A 16,007-nucleotide genomic window follows, 5' to 3' on the forward strand; every position below is an offset into this window, starting at 1 on the left:
ACTATATCATAGACGTTTGGGCTGTAGTTTTAAAATAATGTTTTTAAGATCACTTCAATATGAATGGCTAATGAAAAAAGTTATAATATTATTTTATAAGTACTTATTTTACCGTTTTCCAAAGTGACTTTTACAATCAAAATTTGGTTTTGAGCCTTAATTTTGTCAATAAATAAGCTATTCATATCTATACTATTGTTTTCGTACATTAATTGCCCATTTATATTATAAATAGCTACTTTTTTTAATACTTCATTAGTCGATTTTATATTTATTTGATTTGCATTTGTTGCTATAATCAAATCACTTTTTGTTTCTGCATTAATATCTTTAGATGTGTTTCCTTTTTTTCCACTGATAGAAGAATTGGTGTAACGGAGCACAAAGCGATCTTGAAATGTTCCAATTGCTGTGGTAAAACTATAGAGGCCATTTTTTAAATTATGAACAGTATTAGTTACTTTATCTTCCAAATAAACAGCTTGATTAACAAAAATACCATCAACTTGATAGATCCTGATGGTAAATGTTCCTCCGGTAATGGCTCTGTATCCTAATGGAACTACATCAGCTATATCAAATGGTACCGCACGTCCCTGAATGTTGTAATTCCGTCCATTATTAATACTGTATAAATCTGTATTTATAGTAGTTGTTGTGGCATCATATAATTTATCATATTCATTAGTTGCTCCTGTGACATAACCTAACAACATTTGTCTACCTCCAGCATCGCTCTGTAAATTTAACCAAATTCTATTTCTTTCAATGCCTGTGGTTCCTATTTTAACAATTATGGTGTTCGAATACAAACTAGTCCCACAGTTGTTTAATGATTTTATTCGTACATAATAAGTACCGCCACAAAGTACTCCTGTAACGGTCTCTGCTGTTACATTACCCAATTCTTTATTTTGATAACCTGTCAAAAAAGTGGTAAAATTAGGGTCTGTTGCTATATCTAATCTATAACCAGCAGCGTTTTCTGATGGCTGCCAAGTCTGAATAAAGTAAGATTGGCACCCAATTGTCTGTAAATTTAAAACAGGAATTGAAGGGGTTAAGGGTGAATTGATGATAATATCTTCAGAAGGTACCGAAAAACATCCATTATCATTCGTTACTGTAAATTGATATGTGCCAGCAGTTAGTCCAGATATTGTAGTACTTGTTCCTGTTCCAATAATATTTCCAGGATTAATTGTCCAATTTCCAATGGAAGGTAAGTTTTCTAGAGTTGCGCTGCCTGTAGATTCTGGACAAATTGGTTGCGTAATCAAACTCACAATTGGGGTTGAAATTGAAGGAATTAAAGCTGTGATTATATTTGAATTTTGGGTTATAGCACATTCGTTATAGGCTCTTAATCGAATATAGTAATTTATATTTGAAACCATTCCTGTAACGGTGTCTGCTGTTACATTGCCCAAATCTTTATTTTGATAACCTGTCAAAAAAGTGGTGAAATCAGCATCTGTTGCTATATCTAATTTATAACCAGCAGCGTTTTCTGATGCCTGCCAAGTCTGAATAAATGAAGATTGGCATCCAATTGTCTGTGAATTTAAAACAGGGATCGAAGGTACTAAAAGCTGTGAATTGATAATAATATTTTCAGAAGGTATGGAAACACATCCATTATCATTCGTTACTGTAAACTGATATGTGCCAGCAGTTAGTCCAGATATTGTAGTACTTGTACCTGTTCCAATAATATTTCCAGGATTAATTGTCCAATTTCCAATGGAAGGTAAGTTTTCTAGAGTTGCGCTGCCTGTAGATTCTGGACAAATTGGTTGCGTAATCAAACTCACAATTGGGGTTGAAATTGAAGGAATTAAAGCTGTAATTATATTTGAATATTGGCTAACACCACATCCGTCAAAAGCCCTCAATCGTATATAGTAAGTTATGTCAGGAACCATTCCTATAATGTTTAGGGAAGTTGTATTACTTAATTCTTTATTTTCATAATCAGATAAGAATGATGTAAAATTACCATCTGTTGCAACATCTAATTTATACCCAGCAGCGTTTTCAATTGAATCCCAACTTAGAAGATAAGATGTTTGATTACAGCTTACAGCGGCATTGTTTAATATTGGACCAATAAGTAAAGAAGTAGGAGTGATAATAGTCACATCTGGTGAGGATGTGGATGCACACCCATTTTCATTAGTTAGAGTAAAGCTATAATTTCCAGGATTTAATCCAGATATTGTGGTAGTAGATCCTGATCCTAAAATAGCCCCAGGATTTATAATCCATGTACCTGTAGCTGGTAAATTATTTAATGCTATACTTCCCTTATTTTGGGAGCATGTAGGCTGAGTCACCGTTTCTATAGTAGGAGCAGCCGATTTTGGATTTGTAGTAACTACTTTAGCTATAGAATTATTACTTGTACATCCATTAGAAGTTATCTGTACCGTGTAGCTGCCTGATGTTGTTGCTGTTATTTCTTGTGTTGCTGCATTTCCTGGTGTCCATTTATAAGTTGATCCAACTGGACCTTGGCTGGAAGTCAAAGTAACACTTTCACCCGCACAGAAAATCGTTTTGTCACTTGCCGCAATAAAGGGTGTTGCTGGTTTTGGTTTTACTTCTATTGTTGCAGTTCCAGAAACTGGAATTGATACATTTTTGGCATCTACTACAGCTGCTAAAGCATAAGTAGTTGTGGAACCTGGAGCAACTACAATAGAAGACCCACTGAGATAATTAGTTCTGTTAACAGTAATACCTCCAGCTGTATATGTTATTTTATAAGGAGAAGTACCACCACCGATAGTAACTCGCATCGTTGCGGTTTGCCCACTGCAAATAGTTGTGGGAGGAACAAAACTAAGCACCGCTTGTGCTTTTACCGAAACGGATCCGATTAATAAAAAAAGTATGAATGAAATTAATTTAACATACCTATTAGAACTTGTTTTTTCAGAGTTTGTTAAGTTTTCATTAGAGGAAATTCTCTTAGATTTTTTTTTTTTTCGAATAAATTGAAAATTACATTTAGTATTTTTTGTTTCATGTTTTTTTAATTAGCATTCTAAAGAATAATTTGGTTGAATTTATTTGAATATAAAAAAGTGGTTAAAAACTTATATTTTAATTTTTAAATTTTGTTAAAAATACTATTAAAAAAAATACAAATGAAATATTATAGGGGAAATTTATGCATTATGCATTTTAAATACGATAAACCGCTAAAAATAAATCGATTATAAATATCTCTGTTGTTTTTTAAATGTTCTGAAAAAAATCAAACAGCATAGTACTGTGTAGTTGTAGCTCAACTGGTATAGTTGATACGATATTAGATAGCGCATTGAATAAAGAGGATGGTCATAATCCAAGAGCATGCCATACCCCTGAAAACTTTATAAATAGTGCTTAAATAGGGTAACTTTTGCTCCTTTGTAAAACAACAAAAGTAACTTGGTTAGGAGTTTTTTGTTTAATTCTCTGTGTCTAATCGTTGCGGGTGCGAAGTCAAGAGACATTCTCACAGCACACACGTCAAATTTATTTATTCATTAGAACTCTTCGAAGAGCTGGGGATACGGCAATAGATAATGATATGCTTTACTGTATGCAGGAAGTGCAAAAATTACCCGATTCTGAAAATGATAAAATCAATTCTATTATTGATGCCTTTGTTCGTGACACTAAGGTAAAACAGGCTTTTAGGATTTTCTAAAATAACAAAAGCAACCCAGTTAGGAGTTGCTTTTTGTTTTGATTATGTTTGTGACTTATCGTTGCGGGTGCGAAGTCAGAGACATTCGCACAGCCTACATTGGGGCTTCATTTATAAAAGGCACTGGAGCTTAAAAACACATTCCACAGAAGAATCTTTCCCGAATAATACTAAACAAAGTTCGGTAATCGGACTCGGTTCGCTGACAAAAAATCCTCCATAAATACTCGGTTTCACCTCCATTTATTGCGTTGCTTTTTGCGCTCGCTCCCCTATTCCCGTGCCAGTTCTATTATTAATCTTAAAGTATAGAAATCATGGAAAAACATGCAAAAAACCAAAATTGACTAACAGTATCTGAAATAGAGCTAAGCTACAAAACTAAAGTAAAAGCGTCTGAGGGTCCACAAATTACATCTTCAAAATCCGCTTATGAAATAGCACTCCAAATTTGGAACCCAAATACCATCAACTCTTCGAAGAATTGAAGATTCTACTCTTAAATAATAGCAACAAAGTCCTTGGTGAATGCGAAGTTTCATCAAGTGGTATCACTGGGACAGTTGTAGACATTAGACCCATATTTGCAGCAGCGCTGAAAGCCAACGCCTCTGCAATTATCATGATTCACAATCATCCCTCTAGTAAACTAATTGCTTCCGAAGCTGATAAACAAATTACCGAAAAAGTTAAAGCAGCAAGTAAACTTCTAGATATTCAACTTTTGGACCATCTCATTATTACCTTTGATGGTTACTACTCTTTTGCAGATGATGGGGGTAATTTAGCCTCATTATTATTATTATTAACCCGTTGGGTGTAATTATTTGAAGTAAAAAATAGGGATTAGATATTGTTCAAGATACTGAAATTCAGTATCTTGATGTCGCTAAACAATACAATATCTATGTCAAATATAGTAAAAAATTATCTAAGAGTTTTAGAAGTTATAAGTTCGTTGAATTGTGAATTAGAATTCAAATCAGGTATCGGAAGAAAAGATAAAATGTCTGATTTAGAAGTTGTTGCATTGAGTTTAACCGCTGAATTTATGTCAATTGACAGTGAAAATTCACTTTTCAAACAGCTAAATTCTAATGAAATTCCAAATCTAATAGAACGAAGTCAATTCAATAAAAGAAGGAGGAAATTGTTTTTATTTTCTGAAGAAATTAGAATTAAACTAGCATCTTATTTTCTTGATTTTGAAGATTATTTTATTGTGGATAGCATGCCATTAGAAATCTGTAAATTTTCTCGTCATAACCGAATCAAAATCTGTAAAAATGAATTTGAAACTGCACCTACAAAAGAATTTTGTGCTTCTCAAAACAGCTGGTTTTATGGTTATAAACTTCATGGAGTTTGTTCAATTACTGGAGTTTTTCATTCATTAGATATTACAAAAGCAGAAGTTCATGATGTAAATTTTTTAAAAAACATAAAACAACAAATGTCTGATTGTGTGATTCTTGGGGATAGAGGATATCTGTCAGAAACGATTCAATTGGATTTATTTCAAACAGTAAATATCAAATTGGAAACACCAAAACGAATTAATCAAAAAAATTATAAACCACAACCGTATATTTTTAGAAAATCAAGAAAAAGAATCGAAACATTATTTTCTCAATTATGCGACCAATTTTTAATCAGAAGAAATTATGCAAAAACTTTTGAAGGATTTAAAACTAGAATATTGGCAAAAATAGCATCATTAACATTAATACAATATGTCAATAAATTTATATTTGACAGACCAATAAATAATATTAAAAATCAAATAATTTAATTGCACCCAACGGGTTTATTATTATTATTATTAACCCGTTGGGTGTAATTATTTGAAGTAAAAAATAGGGATTAGATATTGTTCAAGATACTGAAATTCAGTATCTTGATGTCGCTAAACAATACAATATCTATGTCAAATATAGTAAAAAATTATCTAAGAGTTTTAGAAGTTATAAGTTCGTTGAATTGTGAATTAGAATTCAAATCAGGTATCGGAAGAAAAGATAAAATGTCTGATTTAGAAGTTGTTGCATTGAGTTTAACCGCTGAATTTATGTCAATTGACAGCGAAAATTCACTTTTCAAACAGCTAAATTCTAATGAAATTCCAAATCTAATAGAACGAAGTCAATTCAATAAAAGAAGGAGGAAATTGTTTTTATTTTCTGAAGAAATTAGAATTAAACTAGCATCTTATTTTCTTGATTTTGAAGATTATTTTATTGTGGATAGCATGCCATTAGAAATCTGTAAATTTTCTCGTCATAACCGAATCAAAATCTGTAAAAATGAATTTGAAACTGCACCTACAAAAGGATTTTGTGCTTCTCAAAACAGCTGGTTTTATGGTTATAAACTTCATGGAGTTTGTTCAATTACTGGAGTTTTTCATTCATTAGATATTACAAAAGCAGAAGTTCATGATGTAAATTTTTTAAAAAACATAAAACAACAAATGTCTGATTGTGTGATTCTTGGGGATAGAGGATATCTGTCAGAAACGATTCAATTGGATTTATTTCAAACAGTAAATATCAAATTGGAAACACCAAAACGAATTAATCAAAAAAATTATAAACCACAACCGTATATTTTTAGAAAATCAAGAAAAAGAATCGAAACATTATTTTCTCAATTATGCGACCAATTTTTAATCAGAAGAAATTATGCAAAAACTTTTGAAGGATTTAAAACTAGAATATTGGCAAAAATAGCATCATTAACATTAATACAATATGTCAATAAATTTATATTTGACAGACCAATAAATAATATTAAAAATCAAATAATTTAATTGCACCCAACGGGTTATTATTATTATTATTTTATCAAAAAGACAGTTACAAATTTTATTTTACAACTGCACATTAACTCTCTTTTGTAACACAATCTGAATTGCTATCCCTGAATATGAGTAATACATGAGTAAAAAAACAAAGATAAAACCCTAATATCTTTTTTTCTTACACACGTTATGAGATAGTATCTTTTCAAATCCCTATGCCTTAATTTAGGTATATTACAATTCAAATTGTATATTTTTTTGCACTAAATGATTTTAATTAATAATCCTTAAATAGGAACACAAACTCCTTCAAAATCCAAAATTTAATTTTTTAAGTATTGCATTTTGTTCGCTAAAATTGAATTAAAAAAAACGTCAATAATAGTCCCATTTTCTATTTCAAAAGTAATTTTAAATACTCCATTTAATGCTTTTGGTTCTTTCTTTGATGTTTTTCAATACTAGACCTTTTTTTAAACTTATTAACATTGGATGCTTATCCGAAAACAAAGCCTTAATAATTAATAACTTACATAAATAAGATGAAAAAATTAATAAAAGATATAAAAAAAAGTAAAAATAACTCTGTTAAAGTCTTGAAAAAAATTAATTTTACAAAAAATTTAACAAAGTAAATCTGTGAAAGCTACCCCAAATAGTATCTTATTTATTATCTATAGTTTATTAATTAGTCTTATATTATTTTATTTGTATATAAGAGTTGAATCCTCAAACAATAAAATTGCATATGTTGACAACATTAAACTCTTTGATAATTTTAAAATGACCAAAGAATTAGAACGCTCAGGAAAAAAAGAATTCAACTCTAAAAAATCAAATCTAAATTCTTTATATATAAAATTGCAATCTTCTGAAATTTCTATTCAGGAAAAAAAAATACTAATGCAGGAATTTGTTCAAAAAAAAGAAGATTTTGAACAATTCAATCAAATTTTTGCCTCTCAACAATCTGCAAAAATCTGGATTAGAATTAAAAGTTATTCTTTAGATTTTGCAAAAGAAAATAAATACAACCTTATTATAGGCTCAGATAATAAAACAAATATTCTATTTGCTGATGATGAAATCGATGTAACCACAGACTTACTTACCTACATAAACAAAAAATATGAAGGCCTTAAGTAGATTCATTTTCATCATCCTATTTCTTGTTTTTTATTCTTGCAAAAAAGATAATCAATCGACAAATTTAAACGATTCAAAGATTAGAGACCGTTATTTCAATCTTGAAAAAATAGGTTGGAAATCTCGTGCTTATACTCAAAAAGTTGAAGATATTGGTTTTACTGCAACCGAAGTTCCTATTCAATATTATCTATTAAAAGACTTAGGAAATGAAAATCTAAAAATGGTAGATTCTATATATGAAGAAAACAAAAGAGAGCGTGTTTTAGAATTTACTTTTCAACAAGATGAGGAAAAAGATTTACTATCTAAAGATTTTACCGGAATGGACTATACCGATGCTGTAAAATACATGTCATTTGGCCTAGATAAAGACTTTTATATTGTAACCTCAAAAAAAGATACTATCAAATGTACTGGGGTTACTTTTGAACGCAATTATAAAATTGCTCCATATCAAAAAATTTTATTGTTTTTCTCAGGAATAGACCCAAATGAGAAAATACAATTAGTTTATAACGACTTCCTTTTCAGAAAAGGCATTCTAAAATTTAAATTTAAAGATCCATATACTCAAATCGCATTATGATTAAGCAATTAAAAAAGAGCAAATTAAAAAAAACAGTTGCCATTTATTTAGCAATGATGATTCTATTGGAGACTTTTCAACCAATGCAGATGTATGCCTTGACCAGTGGACCAACTCAACCTGAATTTAATTCATTTACTCCTATCGGCACATCCGATATGGTGGATTTAGCAAGTGGTGATTTTAATTATAACATCCCTATAATGGATGTGGGAGGATATCCTTTGAATCTTGCCTATAACTCCGGAGCGACTATGGATCAGGAAGCATCATGGGTGGGTTTAGGTTGGAACTTAAATGTGGGTGAGATTTCAAGACAAGTAAGAGGATTGCCTGACGATTTCAAAGGGGATAAAATGACCTATGAAAATAACCTAAGAGATAATGTCACTATAGGAACAAATTTTAATGTTAATGTTGCCCTTTTTGGAGTTGATATACCTATTAGTTTGGGTTTAGGAGTACAATATAACAATTATGAAGGAATCACATTTAAACCATCCTTCGGAGTTTCGTACTCATTATTTGATACAACAAATGTGGGTTTCACTCTGACAGGTTCTACTGAGGAAGGAGCAACCTTAAGCCCTACAATAAGTATTTTTGGTAAAGTTAGTGAAAAAGGAAGATTTTCATCCTCTTTAGGAGTAGGGGTAGGAATTGACTTAAATAATAGAAAAGGGCTTGAAAACATGAGCATTTCAGCTTTTTCAAATAGAAATGAAAAAACACTTCACACTATAGGCGAAGGGGGAGATACAAGTAAAAGTATCGGAAATGGTTCCGTTGGTGGAAGTATTTCATTAAACAATACCAATAATTATACTCCTACAAAGAGAATTGCATTTGATAATATTAACGGAACCTTTAATGCGGGTCTTGGAGCAGAGATTTTTGGTGGTGAATCAGACGGTCGAGTCATAGCATATGGATCTGTACAAAAAATAAATTCTAAGTATAAAAAAAGAGAAATTGGGGGTTATGGCTATGAGAATAGCCAATATAAAAATGATTTAGAAGGAATTCTTGATTTCAACCGAGAAAAAGAACAATCAACTATAACAAAAAACACTACTGCATTACCAGTGACCAATTACACTTACGACACTTACAATATCCAAGGACAAGGAGTTTCAGGAATGTTCCGCCCATTTAAATCACAAATAACCTATCTCTATAATGACAAAGTAACAGATTATGGTACAAGTGTAGCTGGAGGCGCTGAATGGGGACTTGGAAATTTAGTTCATGTTGGGGCAAATTTTGAACAAACTCCCTCTACTGGCACAACAGGAAAATGGTCCCGCAATAACAATGCTATAAAAGCATTTACTGAGCGAACTACTGATAAAAACGATGCTTTGTACGAAGCTACAACATTTAAATTAATTGGAGAACTCGATGTCGATAATGAATTAGAAAGGATTTACAAAACAAAAATGTTAGGTACTAGGGCTCTTCGATTAAAAATAACAGGTGGCGGTTATAATCGAAAATTAGAGCCAACCTATGTGGCAAAACCAATTTCTACATTAGACCCTACACAAACAGAACTTACCATAACAGAACCAATTAAACGAAAAGAAAGATTGTTGCGCAATCAAGAAATTCAAAAGATAAGAAATAGCGAAGCAGATAATAATTTCATTTTTAAAAACAGTAATGCCAAACCGTACCATACAGCAGGAATGAAAGTTCTACAAGCTGACGGATCAACTTATATATATGGTAAAACTGTCTATAATACTGAAAAAATAGAAGCATCTTTTGACGTTTCAAAACAGTCGGGAAGCAATTATGAGGGAACTGTTCATTATGAAACTGCTCTAGATAAAAATGGTACTCAAAACAGTGATGAATATGTAAATAAAATAAAAACTCCTGCGTACGCGCATTCTTACTTAATTACAAGCGTTCTCTCTTCAGATTATCAGGATTTAGACAATAACGGACCTACTGATAATGATTTAGGAACCTACACTAAATTTGATTATACTAAACCAAATGATACACACTATGTTGGTAATTATAATTGGAGAGTTCCCTATGAAAAAAACTCAGCGTCATATAATGAAGGTTTAAAAACAAGTAAAAAAGATCAAAGAGGAAATTATATTTATGGAAAAAAAGAACTTTCTTATCTTAAAAAAATAGAAACAAAAACCCATGTTGCTTTTATTGATTTAGAAAAAAGAAAAGATGCTATGGATGTTGAAGGGGAACAAGGTGGTCAAGGAAGTCATGCTATGAGTTGTATAAAATCAATACGTCTCTTTTCTAAAGCTGAACTAGCAGCTGCTTACATAAGCTTAGAGACAGCAGCACTAAATACTGACAATACTCTTAAGGTTAAACCAATTAAAACAGCGCATTTTGAATACAATTATTCTCTTTGTCCTAATATCCTATCGAATAGTAAAATAGCGGAAATATCTGTTGAAAATTCAAAAAATTTAAATAAAAATTACGGCAAACTTACTTTAAAAAAAGTATACTTCACCTACCGCTCATCAAACATGGGCAAATATACTCCTTATAGATTTGACTATACAGATACAAATCCAGAATATAATCTAAAAGCATCAGACATTTGGGGTAACTACATGAAAAATGACAAGAATTCCTCTTTGACACCGACTGAATTTCCTTTTGTTGAACAAGATAAAGGTAAAGCGGCATTAAACACGATGGCATGGCAGCTAAAAACCGTGATCTTACCCTCTGGAGGTAAATTAACAATACAAACTGAAAGTGATGATTATAAATACGTTCAGAACAAAAAAGCGATGCAAATGTTTAAAGTTATTGGTGCAGGTAGTAACCCTACTCCAACTTCAACCAACAATCTTTATACTGATAATAAAATACATAACAAGTATATCTATGTAAAAGTAGCTGATAAAAATTTAACAAATTCAGAGTTCAAACAAAAATACTTATCAGAGAACATTAACAAGCCAATTTATTTCAGGTTTTTATTAAATATGACTTCAAAAACCAGTGATTTTGTCAGTGGCTATTTTGAAATTGATAAGGGTGAAAATGACAATTTAATAAATCAAATAGAAGTAAAGGATTATCAAGTTGCTATCCCTTTAAAATTCCTAAAACTTGACGGTATTTCGAACGATAAAAAAAGACTTGTAAACCCTATTGCAAAGGCTGGTTGGGGTTTTGGAAGAACTTATTTAAACAGAATGGTTTATAACCAAAGAGAAGAAGAGGTAAATAAAACTTTTGTTACTATTGTCGGCGATCTGGTTAAGAGTATTCAAAGTATGATTGAAGTTTTCAAAAGCCCTAATGGTATTTTGGAAACTCAGGGCTGCGCTCAATCTTTTACTCCAAGTTCTTCCTGGATCCGTTTAGAAAATCCAGATGGCAAAAAACTAGGCGGCGGATTAAGAGTGTCCAAAATAGAATTGAGCGATCAATGGGACGTTATGAATGCCGTAGAAGTTACCGACACTAATAATGCTATTTATAATGAAAAATATGGTCAAGAGTATTCCTATGTTTTAGAAGATGGAATTACTTCAAGTGGAGTAGCAACTTTTGAACCAAATGCTTCACCTGAGAATCCATTTGTTGAGCCTTTTTATGGTAAAGACGGCAGTTATGCTGATCGAATTAGTGCTCCGAAAGAAACAAATTATATCGAAAAACCTTTTGGTGAAAGTTTTTTTCCTTCACCAAAAGTAACCTACTCGAGAGTTACAGTTTCTAACTTAGATAAATCAAATACACATGATAATGGAAATAAAGCCCTAAAAAAGCATGCAACCGGAAAAGTAATAACTGAATACTATACCACAAAAGATTTTCCAACATTAGTTGAATATACTAATCTTGATATTCAACCTACTCCTGTTGACAATCCATTAAAACAATTATTATCCGTAACTTCTATAAATCATCTTACGGCTTCTCAAGGATTTTCTATAGAAACGAACGACATGGATGGTAAATTGAAATCTGAAAATGTATATGGAGAAGGTCAAAGTAAACCTATATCCAAAGTGGAATATAAATATAATATTGACAAAAACGGAAAATTAGATAATAAATTAACCACCATCAATTCAAAAGGAGAAACAAAAATACAAGAACTAGGCGTTAATTATGATTTAATAAATGACTTTAACGAAAGCAATTCAACTTCGACTACAACAGGGGTTGATGGCAATTTAGCTTCATTTCTTCTGGCAATATTCCCTGGATTTGTCCCTATGGTGTTACCAAAATATGCATATCACGAATCTGTTTTAAGGACATCAACCACAACTAAAGTAGTTCACAAAACCGCGATATTGATTGAAAAAACAGCATTTGATTTAGGATCTAAAGTATCAACTAAAAATTTAGCATGGGATGCCAAAACCGGACAAATATTATTAACTCAAACAGTTAATGAGTTTGACGATAGTTACTATAATTTTAGTTTTCCAGCTTACTGGAATTATGAAAACATGGGATTAGCTTCTGAAAACGTTGGCTTGAAAGGAATATTAACAAACGAAGGAGCCTATTTTAATCTTCAAGGATATTCTTCGTCTATTTCCAAATACTTTAAAATTGGTGATGAATTAGTATTTAAGGATAAAACTAAATTATGGGTTACGGGCTATAAATCTAATACCGATAAATCAAAAATTCAATTAATGGACAGAAGCGGAAATAGTGTTGATGCCTCAAACATGCCTTCTGATCTAAATTTCACTATAGCAAAATCAGGAAATAAAAACTTACAAATGGCTTCAATGTCATCCATTACTTTAATGACAAACCCTATTGCAAACAATGCAAATATTAATAACAGTTTTAGTTATCTCGATAAAGATACTCCAACTAAAAAAGTAATTAATGCCAGTGCTGTAGAATATAGTGATGATTGGAAATCGCAGTGTGAGAATGGTTTGCCAAATGAAGCCGGACTTATAAATTCTGGTACTACAAAAACAAATCCTTATTTATATAATTTAAAAGGGAACTGGAGAGCTATCAGATCATACGCTTATTTAACAGGAAGAAAAAACTTGAATACTACAAACAGCCGAAGAGACGCTGGTTATTTAACCTATTTTAATCCATTTTATAGTTTAAATAATAAGGTATGGTCAAAAGACACGAAAAACTGGACCTTCGCCAGTGAGATTACGAAATACAGCCCTTATGGAGCAGAATTGGAAAATAAAGATGCCTTAGATAGATATTCGTCAGCACAATACGGATATAATTATACTTTACCAGTTGCTGTAGCTTCAAATGCAAAATATGGTGAAATTGGTTTTGATGGTTTTGAAGATTACGGTATTCCAAATCCTGAATTGGATGCCTTAATGAAACCGCATTTTAGTTTTTCTCAAAACCTGAATGATGCCGCTTCTATTAACGCTGATAAATCACATACAGGAAACAATAGCTTGGCTGTTAAACCTGGTAAAGCGGTAACTTTTACAAGAAAGATAAATGGTTGCAAGACAAATGCACTCCCTACTGTGTGTAAAGCAAATGTGATTGCTAGTCCATCCTTACAAACTATTTCTTCCGGTCAAACAACTGCCATTGCTTTATCAAGTACAACTGCTGGGACAACATTTAACTGGACTGTTAATCAATCTGGTTTAGCAGGGGCAACAGCAGGGACTGGAAATTCGATTAAACAAACTTTAACCAATATGGGCAAGATACCTGCAACAGTAACCTATACCATAACTCCTACATTAGGGAATTGCTCTGGAAAACCTGTTCAAGTTAGTATTAATATTTTGCCACAGTCAAAAAATAATGTTTACAGTAAAATAGGGTTTTCCAATTTTGGCGTTACAGAAGCACCTCTTGGTAATAATTACCCCGATGGAATTGGTAATTATAAATGGGGATATGGTTATGCCGATATTGTATTAAATCCAAATAGCATTGAAAAAGGGGATCTAATAACTATTGAATTTCAATCTTTTTCAGTCTTTTCAACTCAACCGTATTACCAAATCGTATATCCCAATTATAACAGCAGTTTTAATGCTTTGTCTCCGTATGCACCAAAAGCAGTTACAATTGTATATGACGGTATAAACAATGTCTTAAAAGTTATTCTTACAACTCCGTTTTCTAAAATACAAAGTGCAAATTCCCAAACAACATCATCGGTATCTATTACAGCTGTTACAAGTACGTTTGTAAGTATAGACAATACTTCTAATAAACTGCAATTAATCACGCCAAATAGAGGAGGCGTTACATTTAAATTTCCAAATTAACTCTGCCCTACAAGTAAAAATTAAATAAAAAAATGTATTACAATTTCAAAATAAAAACAAACTGGATAACAATTTTTTGTATGCTCCTCTTTTCATTTGTTGCATATGCTCAAGTAAATGTCAAAAGTGAAAATACCAAATTTGTAGGTATTGGAGATAGTCCTATTTTTTCAAGAATAATGAGATTGACTACTCTCAATATTCAATCAAGTGACTGTAATCTATTACCTTCGACTGTAGATGGATCTTTCCAATCTTGTATTAGCAATGTAGGAAGATTTAATAGTAATGTAACATGCAGTGGCTGGCAAAACGTTACTCCAACTTCTCCAGATACTTGGAGTACACCTATTCCTTCAGCTACCGTTCTTAATAGTAATATGATTCCATCTCCTGATGGAGGAATTTTTGCTGGAGCGATTGCAAGATATTCTGATATGACTAATCCAGGTGTTCCAGAAGCATTTAACACATCTATAAGTAATCTAATACCAGGAGAACAATATCAGATAAAATTTTATCAATCAAATATGACTAATTTTATTAGTAGTAATGTAGTTGGTTCTGTAAGATGGGAAGTTACATTTGGAAACGAAATTCAAACTAGTGCCAATTCTCTTGTAGAAATGGCTCCTAAATGGACTGAACAAAATTTACTATTTACAGCTATTAGCGAAACTCAAGATTTAATTTTCAAAGCTCTTGAAGGAACCATTATAGGTAACTATGATTATTTATATGCAGTAATTGATGGAATTAAAGTGACAAGAAAAAATTTTGATTGTAATAATCCCTGTAATTCAATTACTGGAACAATTGTTATTAATCCAACCATTAAAATTGACTGCAAAGCAGATGTAATTGCAAATCCTTATTCGCAAACCATTTCTACAGAACAAATGACTGCAATTAATTTAACAAGCACCGTTGCTGGAACAACTTTTAATTGGACAGTAAGTCAAGAAGGTACAACTGGAGCGGTTGCAGGTAGCGGAAATTCTATCAATCAAATTCTAACTAATATTGGGATTGATATAGGACATGTAACTTATACTATAACCCCAACATTAAATAATTGTTCCGGAACACCTATTATTGTTGTTATAAGCGTGGCACCCAAATCTTATAATCCTTCAATAAAAATTGATGTGGCTGGCACTTGTAGAAACGCAGGGGATTGTCGATTTAGCACCTATTGCGGAGTAAATATTCCGGTAACATATCTTGATGCACCTGAAGGCTCAGCTATATCATTAACACTGTATAAGGAGCTAAGTAATCCTCCCCGAATAAGTTTGAATATTAGTAGAGTAGGTACTAGCAATGTTTGGTTATTAAGCTATATCGAAACTGGCCCTTACTCAAGTGTTGATTTTACATTATATCTACGTGATGCTAATGGTAATGTACTTTCCAAACTTGATCAAACAATATCACGTCAACCAATGTGGGAATCAGTCCCACCTTGTAATTAGTAAAAAAAGCTTTCACAATAAAAATTAAGATTTATAA

At 31.7% G+C, this 16,007-nt stretch carries 8 protein-coding genes and 1 pseudogene; 8 read left to right on the top strand and 1 reads right to left on the bottom strand.

The window, feature by feature from the left end; all coding sequences use genetic code 11:
- Positions 1–80: 80 nt before the first annotated feature.
- Positions 81–2,852, bottom strand: coding sequence for a T9SS sorting signal type C domain-containing protein (locus CLU82_RS17235; RefSeq protein WP_157813380.1), 2,772 nt, complete (start codon positions 2,850–2,852; stop codon positions 81–83).
- A gap of 632 nt (positions 2,853–3,484) precedes the next feature.
- On the opposite strand from CLU82_RS17235, the gene CLU82_RS17240 reads away from it, so the two are divergent.
- The 8 genes and pseudogenes from CLU82_RS17240 (at position 3,485) to CLU82_RS17275 (ending at position 15,970) form a co-directional block, all read left to right on the top strand.
- The gene (locus CLU82_RS17240; protein ID WP_157813381.1) at positions 3,485–3,700 is read left to right on the top strand and encodes a hypothetical protein; all 216 of its coding nucleotides are present in this window, start codon (positions 3,485–3,487) and stop codon (positions 3,698–3,700) included.
- 362 nt (positions 3,701–4,062) lie between these two features.
- Positions 4,063–4,523 (top strand): annotated as a pseudogene (locus CLU82_RS17245) (JAB domain-containing protein).
- Between the two features lie 135 nt (positions 4,524–4,658).
- Complete coding sequence (locus CLU82_RS17250; RefSeq protein ID WP_198520277.1) at positions 4,659–5,492, top strand: IS982 family transposase; 834 nt, start codon at positions 4,659–4,661, stop codon at positions 5,490–5,492.
- 183 nt (positions 5,493–5,675) lie between these two features.
- Positions 5,676–6,509, top strand: coding sequence for an IS982 family transposase (locus tag CLU82_RS17255; RefSeq protein ID WP_198520270.1), 834 nt, complete (start codon positions 5,676–5,678; stop codon positions 6,507–6,509).
- Positions 6,510–7,139: 630 nt separating this feature from the next.
- Positions 7,140–7,646, top strand: coding sequence for an OmpH family outer membrane protein (locus CLU82_RS17260; RefSeq protein ID WP_100844263.1), 507 nt, complete (start codon positions 7,140–7,142; stop codon positions 7,644–7,646).
- Positions 7,630–8,235: a hypothetical protein gene (locus CLU82_RS17265; protein WP_100844264.1), complete on the top strand. Its 606-nt coding sequence runs from the start codon at positions 7,630–7,632 to the stop codon at positions 8,233–8,235. Before CLU82_RS17260 ends, CLU82_RS17265 begins: the two co-directional genes overlap by 17 nt.
- Entirely contained in the window at positions 8,232–14,495 is a 6,264-nt protein-coding gene (locus CLU82_RS17270; RefSeq protein WP_100844265.1) for a PKD-like domain-containing protein, read from the top strand. Before CLU82_RS17265 ends, CLU82_RS17270 begins: the two co-directional genes overlap by 4 nt.
- 80 nt (positions 14,496–14,575) lie before the next feature.
- A complete protein-coding gene (locus CLU82_RS17275; protein WP_157813383.1) occupies positions 14,576–15,970 on the top strand; it encodes a PKD-like domain-containing protein in 1,395 nt (464 codons plus the stop codon).
- Positions 15,971–16,007 lie beyond the last annotated feature (37 nt).

The organism is Flavobacterium sp. 5, assembly GCF_002813295.1.
In the GTDB taxonomy this organism is placed as follows: domain Bacteria; phylum Bacteroidota; class Bacteroidia; order Flavobacteriales; family Flavobacteriaceae; genus Flavobacterium.